Origin of the sequence: Candidatus Accumulibacter similis (assembly GCA_013347225.1) — a bacterium.
Classification (GTDB): Bacteria; Pseudomonadota; Gammaproteobacteria; order Burkholderiales; family Rhodocyclaceae; genus Accumulibacter; species Accumulibacter similis.
On sequence record CP054595.1, the window covers coordinates 495790 to 513918 of the forward strand.

13 protein-coding genes are annotated in these 18129 nt (G+C 66.9%); 5 read left to right on the forward strand and 8 right to left on the reverse strand.

The features are described from left to right. Positions 1–148 precede the first annotated feature (148 nt). From HT579_02230 to HT579_02240, 3 genes are all read left to right on the forward strand, one after another. Positions 149–640, forward strand: a complete 492-nt coding sequence (locus tag HT579_02230) for a hypothetical protein (GenBank protein ID QKS27874.1) — start codon at positions 149–151, stop codon at positions 638–640. 621 nt (positions 641–1261) lie between these two features. After that, the gene (locus HT579_02235) at positions 1262–2284 is read left to right on the forward strand and encodes an amino acid ABC transporter substrate-binding protein (protein QKS27875.1); all 1023 of its coding nucleotides are present in this window, start codon (positions 1262–1264) and stop codon (positions 2282–2284) included. 11 nt (positions 2285–2295) lie between these two features. Then, the gene (locus HT579_02240) at positions 2296–3636 is read left to right on the forward strand and encodes a citrate transporter (protein QKS27876.1); all 1341 of its coding nucleotides are present in this window, start codon (positions 2296–2298) and stop codon (positions 3634–3636) included. Between the two features lie 145 nt (positions 3637–3781). Here the strand turns inward: HT579_02240 and HT579_02245 are convergent, their stop codons facing one another. The 7 genes from HT579_02245 to HT579_02275 all read right to left on the reverse strand — a co-directional run bounded on the left by HT579_02245 (position 3782) and on the right by HT579_02275 (position 10842). Continuing rightward, a complete protein-coding gene (locus HT579_02245) occupies positions 3782–4003 on the reverse strand; it encodes a DUF1049 domain-containing protein (GenBank protein ID QKS27877.1) in 222 nt (73 codons plus the stop codon). A gap of 208 nt (positions 4004–4211) precedes the next feature. Next, positions 4212–5300 (reverse strand): META domain-containing protein, encoded by a 1089-nt coding sequence (locus tag HT579_02250; protein QKS27878.1) that lies wholly within the window; start codon positions 5298–5300, stop codon positions 4212–4214. 303 nt (positions 5301–5603) lie between these two features. Continuing rightward, positions 5604–6191: a hypothetical protein gene (locus tag HT579_02255; protein ID QKS27879.1), complete on the reverse strand. Its 588-nt coding sequence runs from the start codon at positions 6189–6191 to the stop codon at positions 5604–5606. 76 nt (positions 6192–6267) lie between these two features. Continuing rightward, the gene (locus tag HT579_02260; protein ID QKS27880.1) at positions 6268–6645 is read right to left on the reverse strand and encodes an SHOCT domain-containing protein; all 378 of its coding nucleotides are present in this window, start codon (positions 6643–6645) and stop codon (positions 6268–6270) included. Between the two features lie 524 nt (positions 6646–7169). Further along, positions 7170–8099: a hypothetical protein gene (locus HT579_02265; GenBank protein QKS27881.1), complete on the reverse strand. Its 930-nt coding sequence runs from the start codon at positions 8097–8099 to the stop codon at positions 7170–7172. Between the two features lie 456 nt (positions 8100–8555). Then, the gene (locus HT579_02270; protein QKS27882.1) at positions 8556–10136 is read right to left on the reverse strand and encodes an alpha/beta hydrolase; all 1581 of its coding nucleotides are present in this window, start codon (positions 10134–10136) and stop codon (positions 8556–8558) included. 493 nt (positions 10137–10629) lie between these two features. Beyond that, positions 10630–10842: a hypothetical protein gene (locus HT579_02275; protein ID QKS27883.1), complete on the reverse strand. Its 213-nt coding sequence runs from the start codon at positions 10840–10842 to the stop codon at positions 10630–10632. Between the two features lie 302 nt (positions 10843–11144). On the opposite strand from HT579_02275, the gene HT579_02280 reads away from it, so the two are divergent. Both HT579_02280 and HT579_02285 read left to right on the forward strand, forming a co-directional pair. Continuing rightward, positions 11145–12611, forward strand: coding sequence for a DegQ family serine endoprotease (locus tag HT579_02280; GenBank protein ID QKS27884.1), 1467 nt, complete (start codon positions 11145–11147; stop codon positions 12609–12611). A 294-nt stretch (positions 12612–12905) separates the two neighbouring features. Further along, positions 12906–16676, forward strand: a complete 3771-nt coding sequence (locus HT579_02285; GenBank protein QKS27885.1) for a hypothetical protein — start codon at positions 12906–12908, stop codon at positions 16674–16676. Between the two features lie 16 nt (positions 16677–16692). On the opposite strand, the gene HT579_02290 is transcribed toward HT579_02285, so the two are convergent. Next, complete coding sequence (locus HT579_02290) at positions 16693–17910, reverse strand: patatin-like phospholipase family protein (protein QKS31448.1); 1218 nt, start codon at positions 17908–17910, stop codon at positions 16693–16695. Positions 17911–18129 lie beyond the last annotated feature (219 nt).

Consider the following 18129-nt stretch of genomic DNA (forward strand, 5'->3'; position numbering starts at 1 on the left):
GGGATTGGCTGATGAGGGGCCCCACGGCAGCTGACCGGATGGCATGTCCTGATCGGCCCAGCCGGCGCGCCATGACCATTGCGCGGAATCGCATGGATCTCCTGCGCAATCCTGATATTCTTCCTGGTCGGCGCTGAGGAGCCAACCCATGTCCCCCTTTCATGAACGATGCGCTTGGCGATCACAGGTCGTCAGGTTCGCCGCCACCATCTGTGTCGCGAGCGTCGCAGGGCCGGTTTCCGCGCAATCGCAGGGCGGTCTGTACATCGCTGGCGCAGGCTTCAGTTTCCAGGCTGCGGCCGAGCAGGCCATGGCGAACAATCCTGAGGGCCGGCGCTTCTTTCTCCTGTCGATACCACCCGAAACCGGTGCGCTCTCACGGACCGCAGCGGCACCGCTCGCCGCCGTGCGAGATCGGGTGACCGCCGCCAATGGAGTCTTGTTTGTCTGCCAGCGAGATGTCGACAACGGCAGCATAGACCTGTCGGGTCTGGTGCCAGAGGTCATCCCGGTGCGTGGCTGGCCACCGCTGGGAAGCAAGCAGATACCCAAGGGCCAGCGCTACTTCCCGGACGAGAACCCGGCCGTCTTGCCCAAGGCCAATGAGTCCTTGCGGCGCCTGCGGACTACCTGCTCCTGACCGATGCCTGTCGCCGGGAGGCAGCCCGGAACCGCTCCCGTCGCCAGGAGCGATTCGACTGCCCCCCGTGTGCCACGCCGGCACGCGGCAGCACTTTCTCACTTGGGAACGGGTGCCCCGCGCCGGATTTCGCGGTGCGGAACCCTCTTCCTCGTGGCGGCCTCGAGGGCAATCGCTGCCGATCACAAGGATTGAGCCCGAGACTTTCGCAAGCTGGCCACGGAATCCAGCCACGCGCTGGCCCCTGATGCTGTTGGCCGTGCTGTCGAGCAGCGGCGGAAATCTGCCCGGGCCGCCCTTTGCTTTCGACACGGTGGCGATGCTCGCACTGACGACGCGCTTCCCGTGCCAACGATGACGGCCGAGTCACCGAACAGCATTGCGTGATTCGCGTGCGTTGGGTAGTATCCCGCGCAGTATCTCGATCTTGGGGGGGTACGACGGTACACTCAACCAGCCCGTGATGCCGGAAGCCGAGACTTGCGTCCGTCGCTTTCGCACGGCGACGATACCCTCGTCCGTGCCGCGCAGATGCCGCGAGAGCTTGGGTCGACGTCGGGGTTTGCATGCCGGACCATGACAACGAATGAATCCATCGTCCCGCGATTTCGGAGATCCCGGATGAAACTGGCTGCTTGCTGTGCGGCCCTGTTGGCTCTGATGCTCGCGGCCGTGCCACAGGTCGAGTCCGCCGAGGTTCTCAACGGTGTGACATCGCGTGGGCAACTGCGCTGCGGGGTGAGTGAGGACATTCCTGGTTTCTCCGAGCGCGATGCCAACGGACAGTGGCGCGGGCTGGAAGTCGACTTCTGCCGTGCGGTCGCTGCGGCGGTGCTGAACGACCCCGAGAAAGTGGAGTTCGTGCCGCTGCAGACGACCGCACGATTTCCCGCGCTGCAGACGCGCAGGGTCGACCTGCTGCTTGCCAACACGACATGGACCCTCACCCGTGAGGCCGTATTGAGGGTGCGCTTTCCCGGCATCCTCCTTTACGATGGCCAGGGCTTCATGGTCGCAGCCGCCAAGGTGGCCACGCTCGCCGACCTGGACGGTGCGACCATTTGCGTCGAGAAGGGAACGACGCACCAGCGTACCCTGGAGGCTTATTTCAAGGCGAAAGGCAGGTCGTTCCGCCTTCTGCCCATGGCCTCGGCCCACAAAGCGGCGGCGGCCCTCTTCGCCGGCCAATGCCAGGCCTATACTGCGGACTCCGCCGAGCTCGCGGCCATGCGTCTGCGTGCGCCGGGTGGTCCGGGGTCTTTCGTGATCCTGCCCGAACGCATTTCCAGGGAGCCGCTCGGCCCGGTCGTCTGGGGTGGCGATCCGGAGTGGGCGACGGTGATCCGTTGGGTTCTGAACATGCTGATCCTCGGCGAGGAATACGGCGTCACCCGTGACCGGATTGATGAGGAGATCAGGGACAACAGGAACCCCCTGTTGCGGCAGGATCCGTACGAGGGCAAGATCATCGCCCAGGCGTTGGGGATCGAGCCCCAGTGGGGGATCCGGGCGCTGCGGGCCGTCGGCAACTACGGCGAGGTCTTCGAGCGCAACGTCGGGCGAAACAGCCCGCTCAAGATCGAGCGCGGTCTCAACCGGCTGTGGATGCACGGTGGACTCCACTACTCGCCACCGATCGACTGAGCGATGCCCGGATGACAGACTTCCAGATCAACCTCACGATCGCTGTCTTTGCCGCGGTCATCATCTGCATCGCCTTCGATCTTGTGGACATGGTGGTCGCTGCCCTGCTCGGGGTGAGTACGCTGATCGCGTTCGGGATCCTCGACGGCAGCGACCTGATGCCGATCGTGCACACCGCCGGTGGGCCGCTGTCGTTGCTCTTCGGTGGCATGGTGGTGGCGCGGGTGATCGGCAAGACGGGGATCTTCGAGCGGATCGGCGACATCTTCCTGCGCGCCAGCGGCGGCAGCGGCAAGCGGCTGCTGCTGCTGATCGTCGCGATGGTCGCGCCCATCTGCGCGGTCCTGCCGAACGCCACCGCGGTCATCCTGGTGGCGCCGGTCATCGTCAACGTCTGCCGGGCGCTCCAGGTCGACTTCGTCGGGCCCCTGATCATCACGGCGATCGTCAGTAACGCCGCCGGGATGCTGACGCTGGTGGGTGACCCCGCCACCTTTCTGGTGGGCAGCGCGATAGGGTTGTCGTTTCCCGATTATTTGCGGCAGGTCAGCCTGGGCGGTCTGCTGGCCGTGCTCGCGATCGTGCCGCTGCTGCCACTACTGTTGCCGAAGGTCTGGGCGGCGCGGGTGGCCCTGCCGGAGGCCCGCCCACCCGCTCCCCTGGAACGTCCTGGTTTCCTGGTATTGTCACTGCTCGTGCTGCTGCTCATGGTGACCCTGTTCATGCTTGGCGAGTACCTGCCGACGCGCATCGTCCCGCCACAGGTCGCGATCATCGGCGCGGCGCTGGCGCTGCTCCTGGTCTATGGCGTGCGCGTCGAGCCGGTCGGCGAGGTGATCCGCGACGTGGACTGGAAGACGATCCTGTTTCTCGGCGCCATCTTCGCGCTGGTCCAGGCGTTCATCAAGACCGAGTTGCTGCAGGGGCTGTCGATCCAGGTCTACCAGTGGCTCGGCGCCGACCTGATGCCGGTGGCCTTCGTATTGCTCGCCGGCATCGGGGTGCTGTCCAGCCTGCTGGCCAACATCCCCGTTGTCGCTGCGGCTCTGGTCATGGTCACCGGTTACCTGGTGGCGGCGGGTGCCGCCCCTGAGATCGCGTTGGCCCCGGGTTTCGTCAATTGGCCATCGACAACGCTGCCGGTATTCGTCGCGATGATGTTCGGCGGCACCCTCGGCGGCAACGCCACGCTCATCGGCGCCGCCGCCAACGTCGTCGCCGTCGGCATCTGCGGGGCAAATGGCCAGCGTGTGAGCTTCGCCCAGTTCCTGCGTATCGGGCTGCCGATCGCGGCGCTGCAGTTGTCGGTCGGAGCGCTCTACGTCTGGGCTCTGGCTGCGATTCTGGATTAGCCGCCCAGTGTCCGGACGTCGTCCGACGGCGCTGATGGCGAGCCCGCGCCTTGCCGAGAGTTCACAGGGCGCGCGACCGCAGGGCTCCCCGTGCGCCGAGGGCGCTGCCGCTGGTGAGGCGCTACGCGCAGCCTGTCAGGCAGAGTCAGTCGCCTCCTCTGGCGTGGCGAATCCAGTCGCGCAGCAGGGTCACGAGGGAACTGCCCGTCAGCATGCCGAGAAGGTAGACGCCGATGACCAGGAGAAAGACCGGGACGGTCGCACTCATTCCCAGCAGTGACACCGTGACCGCGTTGAGGTTCTGGACCTTGAAGAGCAGTACGATGGCGGTGGCAACCACGACCAGTCCGATATAGACGTAACGCATTTCATCTCCTCCGTTGTAGCAGTGTCGAATCCTGGCGGGACTGCGAAGTCCGGCACAAACCAAGGGGCGCGGCACCAGTGCCAGCAGGAATGCCGCGACGTCGCGCGGCGGCGCGCAGCCGGCGGTCGATCCGGTGCGTGCCGGCAGGTCGGCTGACCCTTCATCTGCGCTTGCGGCGTACCGTGGCGAGTCGTTGGCAGGGCTTGCCTTACCTGGCTTCTGCGTTGGCGTTGAGCACACGCTGCCCGTCTGCGCGATGCACATCGAGCATGCCGCCGCGCACGCTCCACACAGTTGCCGTTGCCAGCGCCGCCAGGAACTCGCGTTCCTGCTGCATCACGCCTTCGCCGGCGCAGGCCTTGCTCGTCGTCATCGCCGGCCCGACGGTCATCCGCGCACCGTCACTCGAGTAAGGCGCGCGGAAGCTGTTGCAGCCGGCGTGCCCCTGTATCATTCCAGCGTCGAAGGACAGCGTCAGATCGGTACCGGCCAGGGGCCCCACCACCGCGTCCCGGCCGTTGTTGAAACCGGTGACATGCCAGACGACGCCTGTCAGGGTTGGCGGAGGTTCGGCCTGAAAAGCGAGCGCCGCAGACGCTGCCGGAGTGAGCGTCAGCCGGTCGCCATCGACCGCGTAGCGAACGGTGCCGGCGAGAGCGGCCAGAACCGCCTTCTCGAGTGCCATTGCCGAAGGCGGGCAGGCCATCATGGTCCCGGCCAGCGGGGCGAAGGTGATGCGGTCGCCTGCGATCGTGTAGCCGCCAAAAAACTGGTTGCAACCGGAAAACCCGACGACTCGCCCGGCCTCGAAGCGAGCCGTCACCGGCTGCCCGGTCTGGCCGGTGGTGCCGGGCTCTCTGCTGGCGATGGCGGAGAGGCGCCACGTCGGACCCTCGATGGTCATGGCCGGCGGCGGCGTCCCGGTCGCAGCCGGGACCCGGCAACAGCCGACGAGCAGACGTCCATCGGGCAGCGACACGCGCCCGGTGATGGGGTGCTGCACCTCGGACATGCCATCGCTGCAGGTTGCACCGGTGAGGAAGGCCACCAGTTCACCAGTTCGGCCGCTGGTCGGCCTGCCGCGCCATGCACGTTCCGTCGGTATCTCCGGACGCGTCTCACTGCCGCGGTACTCGATGGGCCCTTGATCGGCAAACTCCAGCCGTGCCGTGCCATGTGGGGCAAACGACAGGCTCCACGAAGGCTCATTGCCGAAACAGATCAGCGATGCCTCCGCTGCCGTGGCAGGCAGTGAGCAGGCGAGGGAGACCCCGAGTGCAGCGGCGAACTTCAACATGTCCGGTTCATCCCCGATCAAGAAAACCCTGCAACGGCACGCGCCACCTGCGGCGTGGTCGGGTGCGCATTTGTGCTGGAATTCCGGGGCCGGCAGCCAGCGAAAGAACCGGCAATGTCGACCCGCCGGCAACGCCATCCCTTGCGTTCGCTGCGGCATCCATGTCGTCGCTTCGTGATGCCCTGCCGCCGCATCATTGCGCCCGTGTTGAGCGTCGAGGCAGCCCGGCAAGACCCGGACGCCAGGACTCGCGGTACCACCACCGCTGCCGACGCGAGCCGCCAGCCTGTGGTCTGGTCACCATCACTCGCCGCACAACAGGCGAATGCGGCGCTCGGCAAGGGTGAATGCCTCGTCGGTTTCGGCATTCAGGGCTTGCTGTTTGGCCTGGTCGCAGGCATTGGCAGCCTGCACGTCGGCAGCCGCTGTTGCCGCAACGGTCGGCTGTGCGGTGCGCGTGGGGGCGCAGCGGTCGTCGGAGACGAGCCGGATGTTGTTGAACTGGCCCTGTTCGACGGCCACACAATCCCCGACGACCTTGCCCGCCTGGTCGGAAACGATGCGCACCGTCGCGCCGCCGGTGGTCAGTACCGTGTACTCGAAGGACTGCGAGCGGCCGGCCAGATGGCCAACCCCTCGCCCGGCGGCTGCGCCGCCGATGGTGCGCAGGGCGCGATTGCTGCCGGACTGCCCGCTGCCGGTCAACAGGCCAATGCCGCCGCCAACGATGGTGCCGACGTTCTGGGCAGTCGTGTCGGTGACGGTCGTCGCCACGACGTTGGTCACGCGCCCGTACTGCACGCGCGACTGAGCTTCGGCCAGCGTCGAGCCGAGGCCGAGTGCGAGCGCGGCTGCGCCCAGGGTCGCGTGGAAGAATGAATTGTTTTTCATGGACTTGCTCCAAAGTGGGTGAGTGGTAGGGGGCTGGAGCGCGAATGGCTCGCTGCCACGGCTCGACAAATCGGGATCAGGCGAGGGCCTTGGCCTTCAGTTTGGAAAACTCTTCCGGAGTGATCGTACCGGCGTCCAGCAGCGCCTTGGCGTCGGCGATCTGTTCGGCGGGCGACCTTCCGGCCACCCGCCTGATGTAGGACTCCGCCTCGGATCGCGAATGCTCATACGAGGCGCGTTGCCTCGCGGCCATGCCTTTGCCGCGAGTGATCACGTACACCAGTGCGGTCAACATGGGCAGAAAGAGCAGGCAGATGAGCCACAAGGCCTTGGAGCCACCCCCGAGTTCGCTGTCCGTGAAGAGATCGGAAACGATGCGGAACAGGATCAGCAGATATCCCACGAACAGGAACGCCGAGGCGATCAGCCACATGAAATCCCAGAAATTGCTCATCAAGAACCACCTTTCAAAAACCGCTGGAGTTGCAAGATGCCGCCTGCTGCATTGTGCCCTGGGTCGAGTCGCGCAGCAAGTTTCGGCCAAGGGCTCGGCGACCGATTCGCCAGCGCCCCCGGAGCTCACTGCCTTGGCATGACATCGCTTTGCCGATGAGCAACCGTGAGCAGCGCCGTGGCGCCTTGACCGGCGCCGTCAGCGCCAAATGGCGGAAATGAAGCGAAGGCGCCGGTCGTTGTCGAGCGGAGCTTCGCCGTGGCCGGAGCGAGATTGCGCCTTCAGGCGGCCGGCTACGAGAGACCGTCGATGGAGTGGACCGGTGCAGGCCGCGAGGTCAGGCTCGCGGGCGCTCGAAGTGGTGCCCGCGTGTGCAGAATCCCGGCCAGTTGCCGGCATTGCGCAGCGAGTAGCGAAAGCACGTTTGGGCAAAGCCCCGTGCGCCGCTGTCCCGCGCTGGCTGCTTGGCAAGACGCCGATGCGGGGGCTTCGGGCGAGGGAGCCGGCCGGCCCGCTCGCCGAGTTCAGAACCGCCCGATGAAGGTGGCGCCGAAAAGGGGCGCCGGATCGAAATCGTCCTTGCGCAACAGGTTGCCGGATGAATTTTCCACCCGGAGTTGCCCGGCCACCACGATGCCGCCGTAGAGATGCAGCGCCATCTGGTCGGTGAACTGGCGCGAGACCCGGAGGAATATCGGCACCCCGCGCTCCTCGCCAACCCCGTCCGGTGTCGGACCATCGTCACTCAGACGAAAGCGCATGGCCCGGTAGGACACACCGACGCCCGCGGTCCAACCGCCATCGAACTGGTAGTCGAGTTCGATGCCGGCGGGGCCGGTCGGCCCGCTCGCCAGGGGGTTGATCAGGCGCCAGCGCTCACCGAGGCGCCAATCGACGAGCAGAAACGGGTACACGCTGGTCTTCTCGATCCCGTCGTATACGCCAATTCCCAGACCGATGAGATTGCCATCAGCGAACCGTCTGGTGCCAGAGAAGAGGGCACCCCAGACGAGCGAGTCGCCCGTGCTCGCACCGTTTTCCCTGAACCAGTCGACCGAGGGCGCTACCGCCAGTCGCCAGCCATCGCCGACCGCGAAGGACACCGGCAGGCTTACACCATAACGCTGGACGACGCCCCAGGGTGAACTGCCGCCCCATGACCTTGCGCCCGAGAAGGAATAGTCGAGATAGTCGTAGTTGAGCGTCACGCCTGCCCGCGTGCCGCCGCCAAAGTCGTAGGAAGCGCCGCCCCTCACGACTGCGCCGCCGACCGTGAAGTCACCCCCGTTGTCGAGGTCTGCGCTCCCCTGGTAGAGCGGCGTGACTGAAACGAAGGGTTGCCAGGCTGTGGCTCCGCGCCCCTGCGTCGGGGGAGCATCCGTGACTGGGTCGACATAGGCACCGGCCCGCGCCGGGCCAGCCGCCACGGGCAGCGCACCCAGCAGCACCACCATCGCAACGCGCCAAGACGAAACGTTCATACGACCCTCGCTAAGAAAGTTCACCGGATTGGCCGCAGCATAGCGTGGATGTGGATGGGGTGGTGCGTCGCCTGCCCGCGACTTCGCTGCCCGTCGGGTCTACCGTTGCACGGTGGCAACAGGGTGTCATGCGTCACGGCGAACGAAACGCGGCAAGGCGAGCGAGGCTTTCGCATTGCGGTACTCCTGCACCGGCCGGGCGACCATCGGTTCAGTCATGCACGCGCGTCGCCAGCAGCCTCGCTGACCGCGAGGCCAGGAGAATGTCACGGTCCTGGCCAAGCTGCCAGCCAGCACGCTCCCGGCTGGCCGCTCGATGACGAGGCGAGAATTCCCTGGAGCGGCGGTGATGGCGACGCCGCGGCGCGACCTTGGCGACGACCTCCGGGCGACGCGCCTGGCATGCTGGCCGCAGGCCGATGGCTGCCTTCAGGGTCCCGAGAATGGCTGCAACTCTTCATCGGACGGCAGCAGTGTGGAAAACACGGCTTCGAATCTGACCGGCAGTCCCGCTTGCGCCGGCGTGGCAATGTTGAGCCCCGACGGGCCCGACGGGCGCTCGATTTCGCCGTCGATTCGTTCGAGCAGGTATGGAAAGAATGGATTTGATGACAGCCGTGTCAGAAAGTCCTGGTCGACGATCAGTGCGCCACGTTCACCGCGGGCATCCATGGCGCCCAGGTTGTACCCGTAATCGTCCTTTGTCTTCGGGTCGGGATGCATTCCGTACAGTGGATCATCCATCGGGATCGGGATCGAGAGATGCGACAGCGAAAAGATTCCCGGCGGGTATGGCAGGTTCAGGGGGCGCACAACGGGTTGCAACTGGCCGGGCGCGATGCTTCGCTCGACCGTCATGTCGCTGTCGTCGCTCGCGTTGGCGATGGTGGTGAAACGATAGCTTACTGGTGTCGTGGGGGCGAGGCGGTCGACTGCGACGTAGGAAGAAGGGCGCAGCAGCGGGGCGAACTTGAGCGTCCGATTCACGTCGAAGAGAACGATCTCGCTGCCGTTGTCCGGCAGATGCGCGTAGAGTGCCGTCAGGATCGCCGGTGTGCTGACGGTGAAATCGATCGCCGACTGGAACGTCAGCACGGGCGGCAGGGCGCCGAGCTTGTCAGCTCGAGCAAGGCGCTGGATCTGCGCCTGCAGCGAGTCGGTGAGGCGGAATGACTGGCGCGCGCCGTTGACCGGAAACGAGTTGTACTTGAACGGATTGAACTCCGGAACGACGCTCAGCCAGGCGGCATTGGCAAATGGCGGCAGCAGCGCGGGCAGGCTGGCCAGACCGGCGAAGCGGGCAAAACGGGTGATGCCGATCATCGGCGTGAACAGGACGATGCGCTCGGCGCGCGCGAGTCGCGGATCTTCCAAGGCATCGAGCGAGTACTTCATGGCCAGCGCGCCGCCGTTCGAGAACCCCACCAGATGCAGAGGCGCCGGAGCAGGCACTCGCCGACGTGCTTCGCGTATGGCAAGGCGGGTTGCCGCCATCCAGTCTTCCCAGCGGATGTTGGTCAGGCCGGCAGGCACAGTGCCGTGGGCTGGCAAACGGAGGCCGATGGCGACGAATCCGTGGGCACGATAATGTCTCGCGACATGCCGCAGGCTATATGGCGAATCGGTCAGACCATGCAGCAGGACGACCACGCCAAGCGGTTTGCCTTCGGGTTCCATGACGTACGAGCGGTTCCAGTCCTGCGCAAAGCGCGCGGGATATACCGGACTCGCCTCGAAGTAGCGATTGATCGGCACGCGCTGGTCGTTCGCCAGTTTCTGGCTGACCTCGCCGCGTACGCTGGCCAAGATTTCGTCCTCCTGTGCCAGGTAGCGAGTCCAGTCGGCAGCGTCGAGCTGCTCCGCCGAAAGTTCCGTTGGCACGAAGGTATGCCATGGTTGCAACGGCGGGCCGCCGAGCACACGAAACGAGCGCAAGGCCAGCAGCGCCACACTCACCACAAGGATCAACAGCAGCAGCCACTTCAGGATTCGTCCGACAGTTCCCAGCATACTCTCGCCTTGAAATGTTTCCTGGCATCGGCCTTGCAGCACGCCATGTTGGATGGAAGGAAAACTCAAACCTGCGCGAGAAAGTATGGCTGGTCGCAGAGCCGGCAGTCAATCGAAAAGAGCTCCGGCTGACGGCAGCCGCGACGAAGCCACAGGGAGCCCGGCGGGACGCCGGTCATGCAAGGGGCTCGCGGCAAGTCACGCGTCACCAGGGAGAAGACCGATGCCGGTCCGAGCCTGCACGGCCGGCGCCGAGAGACAGGAGAAACCCAACGGAGCGCCGCACGCGTTCTGCCCTTCCCGAGCTCATTCAAGTCAGGGAACGGGTACGAAGATGCTCCGGATCCGACAAGCCCGGGGAATGTCCCCGGCATCCAGCGATGGGGCGCGAACGCCGCGGAAATCCTGGCGGCACCCTTCGCGGACCGCAGGACGATCTCCAGCAGCGCCTCGAGGCCCGAGAGATCCCGGCAGGGGACGGCCCGGCGCCTGATCAGGTCGATCTCGGCGCCCGGATGGCCGAGGTCTGCGTCAACACGTGGGCGGTCATTGCACGGCTGGCGAGCACCACCGGAGTCTTCGCAGCAAGGTCGCCGACCACAGGGGCGACCGCCACGGGAGCATGACCGGCGCCGATCCCCCCGAGGACGACACCCGCGTGGAGCCAACCGCGCAGGTGCCCGTCGTCGCCCATCGCAACTTTCACCAGCGCCACCGGCACGCGAACCATCCGCCGGAGACAGCGTGTGCTTCCCCTTCACTCTCCTGCCCGCGCCTCCTCGCGCTTCACCCCGGGTAGCTGCGGTTTCGCCCGGATCTCGCCAGGCCTGCAGTTGGGCAACCGGCTGGCCGGGAAGATCGCCAGCAACGAAAGCGCAGCCATGGCCTCCTCCTTGAGTCGCCGGATGGGCTGTTGAACATGGGTTAAGTCGGCCTTAAGTCTTGCCGGGGCATGCTTCTCCCGTCGGTGGGCATCTTGCCTGCCCGGAACTCACCCAGGAGAACGCCATGAACTCGAACAAGCTCAAACTGACCGCGGGCGCAGCCGCGGTCGCGGCGGCGCTGACCGGCGCCTACACTTTCGGCCACGCCGACGCCCCCGCGTCGCAGTCGCCTGCACCGCAAGTCACTCTTCCTCCCACGATGACCCCGGCGGTCGCAGCGGCGGGCGCCGCATTGCCGGACATGAGCGGCATCGTTGCGCGCAACAGTCCGTCCGTGGTCAATATCAGTGTATCGGGCACGGGCAAGGCGGGCTCGCGCGGACACGGATCACCGCAACTGGACGATGACGAGTCGATCCCGGACTTCCTCCGCCGCTTTGGCGCTCCGCAGAACCGGGGCGATGCACCGGCTCGCGGTCTGGGATCGGGCTTCATCGTCAGTCCGGATGGCACGATTCTCACCAATGCCCACGTCGTCGATGGCGCCGAGGAGGTCATCGTCAAGCTGACCGACAAGCGCGAATTCAAGGCCAAGGTGCTTGGCCTCGATGCTGCCAGCGACGTCGCCGTCCTCAAGATCGACGCCAAGGATCTGCCGGCAGTCCGGATCGGCTCCGCCAGCAACACCCGCGTCGGCGAATGGGTCCTCGCCATCGGCTCGCCCTTCGGCTTCGAGAGCAGCGCCAGTGCCGGCATCGTCTCGGCCACCTCGCGGTCCCTCCCCGACGGCAGCTACGTTCCCTTCATCCAGAGCGACGTCGCGGTCAATCCCGGCAACTCGGGTGGACCCCTGTTCAACATGGCGGGTGAGGTGATCGGCATCAACTCGCAGATCTATTCGCGCAGTGGCGGCTATCAGGGGCTTTCGTTCGCGATCCCCATCGAGGTTGCGATGAACGTCGAACGACAGATCCTCACCCACGGCAAGGTACAGCGCGGCCGGCTTGGCGTCGCGATCCAGGAGGTGAATCAGTCGCTTGCCGACTCCTTCGGGCTCAAGAAACCCGCCGGAGCCCTCGTCGGGTCGGTGGAAAAGGGAAGCCCAGCCGCGAAGGCCGGTCTCGAGCCAGGCGACGTCATCCTGGCGATCAACGGCAAGGAGATTGGTTCCTCGAATGAGCTGCCGGCGATCGTCTCGTCGATGAAGCCCGGTGAGCAGGCGAAGCTGCAGGTGTGGCGCAAGGGCGAAACGCGTCCGTTCGATGTCGAGGTGGGCAAGTTCGCCGATGAGCAGGTGGCCAGCAACGGCACCCCTGACGCCGGCAAGGGACGCCTCGGTGTGGCGGTGCGTCCGCTCACCCCGGACGAGCAGCGGCGCTCCGATGTCAGCAACGGTGTCGTCGTGCAGAACGTCACCGGAGCAGCCGCCAGGGCAGGCATCAAGCCGGGTGACATCGTCGTCGCGGTCAACGGCGAGGCGATTTCCAGTACGGAACAGTTGCGCGACCTGATCAACAAGGCCGGCAAGCGCATCGCTGTCCTGGTCGACCGCGGCAACGCCAGGATCTTCATTCCCGTCGAACTGGGCTAGGCCGGATCGCCGAGCGAGGGCGGCTGGCGCCGGATCCAGTCCCCTTCGCTGCCCGCTTGCCTGGCGGGCAAGCCGGTCGTGCCACCCGACGGGCGGGCAGGAGCAACTCACGGCCGCTGGCGACAGGGGCAGGATGCGCGGTCCTGCACGTTCTCCCCAGCGGAATGCAGGCATTGACCGTGGCATGCAAGGCAACGATACTTCGGCTCACTCTGGGTTGTCTTTGGTTGCCGGGTTGAAAATCCTTCTCTTTCCCGGGCGCGTCCTGCATCGGCATGCGGCGCGCCGGTTTCGATGAGCCGCTGGCGCTGGTTTCCCGTCGCGCTCACGGCGCTGGTCGCTCTCCCCTTCGCCGCGGCGCTCTTCGCCATCGTCGCGTTGCTCATCACCGGAGCGACGATCGACGCTTCGCGCTGGCGCGACTGGGCAGCAGAGCGGGCTTCGATCGCCCTCGGACGCCCGGTCTTCCTGGCGGGGCCCCTCGAGCTGTCGCTGGGCCGCATGGCGGAGCTGCGCGTCGGCGCGGTGCGAATCCACAACCCGCCCCGTTTTACGGCGCGGGAGTTTCTTGCTCTGGCCGATGCGCGCGTCCGCATCGATCTGCTCGACGCCCTGTCTGGTGAGCTGCACCTGCGCAGCCTCGAGGCCAGCACCGTTCGCCTGTCGCTCGAACGGGCAAGCGACGGGCGCAGCAACTGGGACCTGGAACGAAGGGATGCTGCGGCTTCCTCATCGGGCCGGATCGAGGTCGGGCAGATTGCCCTGCACGGGCTTGCCGTCGACTACCGCGATGCGCGCTCGGCGACACACCACGCCCTTGATCTCGACGAACTGCTGGTGAGCGGAGGGTCGAACGAAACATTGCACCTGACGATGCGTGGCCGCATGGGCACGCAGTTTCCGTTCGCGCTCACCGCCGAGGGTGGGCCGTTGCGCCTGATCCGGGAAGCGGCGGAGCCGTGGCCCTTCATCCTTGACATCGAAGCTCCGGGCGCGCGGCTGCATGCCAGCGGTGCCGTCGACGCGAGCAAGGGCGAGGCGCGCTTCGCCTTCGGCCCTGATGCCGCCGCGCTTGCCCCGGCTGCTGCCGGCGATGAGTCGCGCGCCGCCGCCGCGACGAACGAACTTGCCGGGCAGCTCAGGCTCGCCTTTGGTGGCGCCCGACCGCGACTCAGCGGGGCGCTGAGCATTGCCGCCCTCGACCTGCGCCCGTTCTACGCGAGCCGTCAGGATGCACCGGACGATGCCCCCGATGCGGTCGCGCAGCAAGGGCAGATGCTGCTGCGCGACCTCGTGCCCCTCGACATCGGCCTCGACCTGCACATCGGCGAGTGGCGCGGCCTGCCGGTCGATGTTGACGACGCGAAGTTCGACCTGCGTGCCGACGTTACTGGCGTGCGGATGCCGATCAGCGCGACGCTGGCCGGCATCCCGTTCTCCGGTCGCGTCGACCTCGATACGGCGGCACCGACGCCGACGCTGGCGCTGCGCTTCGCAGCGCAGGATGTCGCGCTCGACGGCCTCGTGCGGCAGATGACCGGTGCTGCCGATGGCGCAGGCAGGCTCGGGCAGATCGAGCTGCGCCTCGGCGGCCGTGGCGAGACGGCCGGCGCACTGTTGAGTGACCTGGAGCTGTCGCTGGCGGCGCGGGACGCCCGCGTGAGCAGTGGCAACCGGGCCGACGGTCGTCCGCTCGTCAGCACGCTCGAAACACTCGAACTTGCCCTGCCCCGTGGGCAACGATTGCGTGGCAGTGGGCGCGCGACGCTGCTGGCCGAGCCGTTGAAACTCTCGCTGCACGGCGGCACGCTGCCCGACATGCTGCGCGGGCTGGCCATGCCGGTCGAACTCGAGATCGCCGCGGCGCCGGCGAAGCTGCGCATCGAGGGCATGCTCGCGCACCCCGTGGCGAAGCACGAAACGGCTCTTGACTTCGCCCTGCAGGCCCGCCGTACCGGTGAGCTGGCGCGCTGGCTGGGCGTCGCGCCGCAATCAAGGCTGCCCCTCGCCCTGCGCGGGCGCATGCGGATCGCCAGTGACGCGTGGTCCCTCGAGCAGACGACGCTCAGGCTCGGCCGCAGCGAGCTGACGGTAGACGCCCGGCGTACCCGTGGCGACGGCCAGCCGGTCGTCGTCGCCGCGGTGCGCAGTCGGCTGATCGATGTTCCGCAACTCGCGACGCTGCGCGTCGGCACCGCCCGCAGCCACGACGCGCCGCTTTTTCCCGACGCCGTCGATCTGGCTGACATCGACCTCGATCTGGCGCTGCAGCGCGTCATTCTCGGCCGCACCGATCTGCTGGACGTCCGCTTCGCCGGCCGCGTCCGCGCCGGCGGTCTGCTGCCCTCGACCTTCGCCGGCAAGGTCGCCGGCGAGCCGTTCAGCGGGCTCGTCGCACTCGACCTGCGCGGCGGGCGGCCTGAAGCCCGGTTCGAACTGGCCACCGGCGAAGTCGACCTCGGCGCCCTGCTGCGTGACCTGGGCGCCGCCGAGGACACCGCCGGGCGTGCGGAAAGGTTGCAGATCAGCCTGCGCGGGCGCGGCAACACCCTGCGCGAGCTCGCCAGCCTGTCGGCATTCGAGGTGCGCGTGGTCGGCGGCCACATCAGCGTCCTCGGCACCCTGCAGCGCTCGCTCGTCGATTTCCGCGTCGGTGAGGCAGCGATCGCGGTCCAACCGAACGAGCCGATCCGGCTGCGTCTCGACGGAACGCTCGAGCAGACCGCGTTCGACCTAACCTTGAGCACCGGGACGCTCGCGGACCTGCTGCGTGATGCGACGCATCTGCCCTTCGCGCTGGCTGCGCAGGCGGCTGGAGCAAGGCTGACACTCGACGGCGAGGTGGCGCTGCCGCTCGGGCGCACCGGTCAGCTCAACCTCGAGATGAGCGGCGAACGGCTGGATATGCTCAGCGGACTGGCGCGCGTCGAACTCCCGGCGTGGGGTCCCTGGTCGCTGCGCGGCCCGCTGCACATGACGGCGAGCGGCTACGAGGTGCCGGGACTCCAGCTGCGAGTCGGCGAGAGCCGCCTCAAGGGCAGTGGCACGCTGGACATGAGCCGGCCACGGCCACGGCTCGACCTGCGGCTGAGCGCCCCGAGCATCCAACTCGACGACTTCCCTCTGCCGGAGCGCGTGGCCGATCCGTCGCCACCTGTCAGCGCTGCCGAACGCCTGCGCCGGTCGGCAGGCACGGTCGTCGTGCGCAGCGAGCGACTGCTCGGTGCCGGGTTCCTGCGCCGCTTCGATTCCCACATCGCTGTCGAAGTGCAGGAGGTGCTGGCCGGGGACGACCGGCTGGCCGACGGATCCCTGCGCGTCCAGGTCGTCGACGGGCGCGTCTTCATTGGCCCGGCCGAGGTCAACATCCCAGGGGGAACCCTGCGGCTCGCCGCCGAGTACGACCCGAGCCAATCCGATGTCGCGCTCGCCGCCGGCGCCTATGTCGAGCGCTTCGACTACGGCATCATCGCTCGCCGCCTCGGGCGGGCGGACAACCTCAGAGGACTCGTCAGCCTGAACCTGGCTCTTGCCGGCAGAGCCCCGTCGCTGGCTACGATCATGCACCACGCCGACGGCCAGGTCGATTTCGCCGTTTGGCCGACTGCGCTGCAAAGCGGCGTCTTCAGCCTGTGGTCGGTGAATCTGTTGCTGACGGTGGTGCCCCTGATCGATCCGGGCGGCGACGCGGTTCTCAACTGTGTCGTTGGGCGCTTCGACCTCAAGGATGGCAGGCTCAGCGACGACAGGATCATCATCGATACGACGCGGGTGCGCGTTCGCGGTACGGGCAGCGCCAACCTGGCCCGGGACCAGCTGGCATTCGTCTTTCGCCCGCGTGGGAAGGGCTTGGCCGTGTTTCGCCTGCAGACCCCGTTGCGCGTCAGTGGAACGCTCACCGACTTCCGCTTCGGCATCGAGCCGCGCGACCTGCTCGAATCGGTTCTGCGCCTGATCGCATCACCGATTCTGCTGCCGATCGAGTGGTTTACACTCGGTCCGTTGCCGCGCGATGGCGCCGATGTGTGCACGAACCCGATGCGTGAGCGCGATCCCGGGCCTTGACCCGGCAGTTCGACGCTCACTGCGCCGCGCCATCGGCCCGCCCCTGCTGTCGGCCACCGCCCGCGGGTGTTTGCCCACCAGATGACCTTGCGCCAGTCTGATCGACGCCATCCCGCATCGCTCCGGTTTCGCCGCTGACGCCCGGCGGCACGACGTTCCAGAGCGGTCCGGAACGTGCGATCGCGTAACCGATGTCGTAGAGCCGTTGCATCACCAGCGGATCGAAGGTCTCGTTGCCCGCGAGGTTGATGCCTTCGGGGATGGTGATCCAGTGATACCCCGAGTGTTCGCGCAGCGCCTGCGCGTAGATGCGGAAGAGGTCGCCGACGACGGCTGACTTGCCGGCGGCCTGCAAGGTGCGTCGCGCGATGTCCGGAATCGAGCGGCGTGTGGTCGCGGGATCGGCGGCCAGCTGGCCGTTGTGGATGATATAGATGTCCTCGCGCAGCGCCCCATGGCCGGCCTGCCGACGTAGTTCGCGCGCACTGAGCAGCCCGCCGATGCTGAATACCTGCGCCGCCACGCCACCGTCGACATGCATCTCGTCGTGGCGCTGTCCGGCGGCCTCCACCTCGAAGAGTACCGGCGAGAAAGCGATCGGAATGGCGGCCGAAGCCAGCATGACCCGGCGGAAGAGCGGCAGCGCAGCGGGATGGCCGCTGCTGGCGATCAGACCCATGTTCCAGATGATGAAGCGCTGCGAATCGAGATCCACGCTCCCGATGTACAGGCGCCGGCCGCCTTGGTGGGCCAGCGCGACCTCGCGCAGCAAGGCTTCGTCGACGTGCCGCTCGATCAGCGCGATGAGCGGACTCGTGTCGGCGATGCTCTCGCCGAACAACAACTCCCTGACGGTCGACAGGAACGCCCCAAGCGCGAAGATGTCCCGCGAGCGCGTGGTGGTATAGAACTCGCGCAGGGCCTCATCCCAGGATTGCCCGAGAAAGGCGAATGGCGCCATCAGCGCACCGGTCGATACGCCGGTCACCACCTTGAAGGTCGGCCGCTTGCCGGTGCTCGACCAGCCGTTCAGAAAGCCGGCGCCAAACGCCCCGTTGGCACCGCCACCGGACAGGGCAAGGTGCGGATGAAGTACGGTGCCGTCCGCCATTGCCGGGAAGTCGCTGGCTGACTCCTGGACAAAGGATGTCACCACGTCGCGCTCCATCACCGGGCTTCGCAGCCCGGCAGGCGCACGCACGTCCGGCATGCCCGGGATCGAGGCGCTCGACATCAACTCCCTGGGCACCCCGTTGCGCGGCAGCGAGCCGCAGCCGACGAGCATCAGCGCCAGCGCCAGCAGCGCGCAGCGTTTCAGTCGGGCGAGTGGCTGCAGGGGTGACAACGGCGTCCGCTCTATCATCGGGGCTCCCCTCCGCTCGAGGAAGCGAATGAAGCTCGCTGACCGGGCGGTGGTTCGCGTGGGCTCCACAAGGCGGTATCAACGGCAGTC

What these genes read in the sequence shown, in the direction of transcription:
- HT579_02230 (QKS27874.1), top strand. Translation starts at nt 149, where the DNA reads ATGTCCCCCTTTCATGAACGATGCGCTTGGCGATCACAGGTCGTCAGG.
- HT579_02235 (QKS27875.1), top strand. Translation starts at nt 1,262, where the DNA reads ATGAAACTGGCTGCTTGCTGTGCGGCCCTGTTGGCTCTGATGCTCGCG.
- HT579_02240 (QKS27876.1), top strand. Translation starts at nt 2,296, where the DNA reads ATGACAGACTTCCAGATCAACCTCACGATCGCTGTCTTTGCCGCGGTC.
- HT579_02245 (QKS27877.1), bottom strand. Translation starts at nt 4,003, where the DNA reads ATGCGTTACGTCTATATCGGACTGGTCGTGGTTGCCACCGCCATCGTA.
- HT579_02250 (QKS27878.1), bottom strand. Translation starts at nt 5,300, where the DNA reads ATGTTGAAGTTCGCCGCTGCACTCGGGGTCTCCCTCGCCTGCTCACTG.
- HT579_02255 (QKS27879.1), bottom strand. Translation starts at nt 6,191, where the DNA reads ATGAAAAACAATTCATTCTTCCACGCGACCCTGGGCGCAGCCGCGCTC.
- HT579_02260 (QKS27880.1), bottom strand. Translation starts at nt 6,645, where the DNA reads ATGAGCAATTTCTGGGATTTCATGTGGCTGATCGCCTCGGCGTTCCTG.
- HT579_02265 (QKS27881.1), bottom strand. Translation starts at nt 8,099, where the DNA reads ATGGTGGTGCTGCTGGGTGCGCTGCCCGTGGCGGCTGGCCCGGCGCGG.
- HT579_02270 (QKS27882.1), bottom strand. Translation starts at nt 10,136, where the DNA reads ATGCTGGGAACTGTCGGACGAATCCTGAAGTGGCTGCTGCTGTTGATC.
- HT579_02280 (QKS27884.1), top strand. Translation starts at nt 11,145, where the DNA reads ATGAACTCGAACAAGCTCAAACTGACCGCGGGCGCAGCCGCGGTCGCG.
- HT579_02285 (QKS27885.1), top strand. Translation starts at nt 12,906, where the DNA reads ATGAGCCGCTGGCGCTGGTTTCCCGTCGCGCTCACGGCGCTGGTCGCT.
- HT579_02290 (QKS31448.1), bottom strand. Translation starts at nt 17,910, where the DNA reads ATGTCGAGCGCCTCGATCCCGGGCATGCCGGACGTGCGTGCGCCTGCC.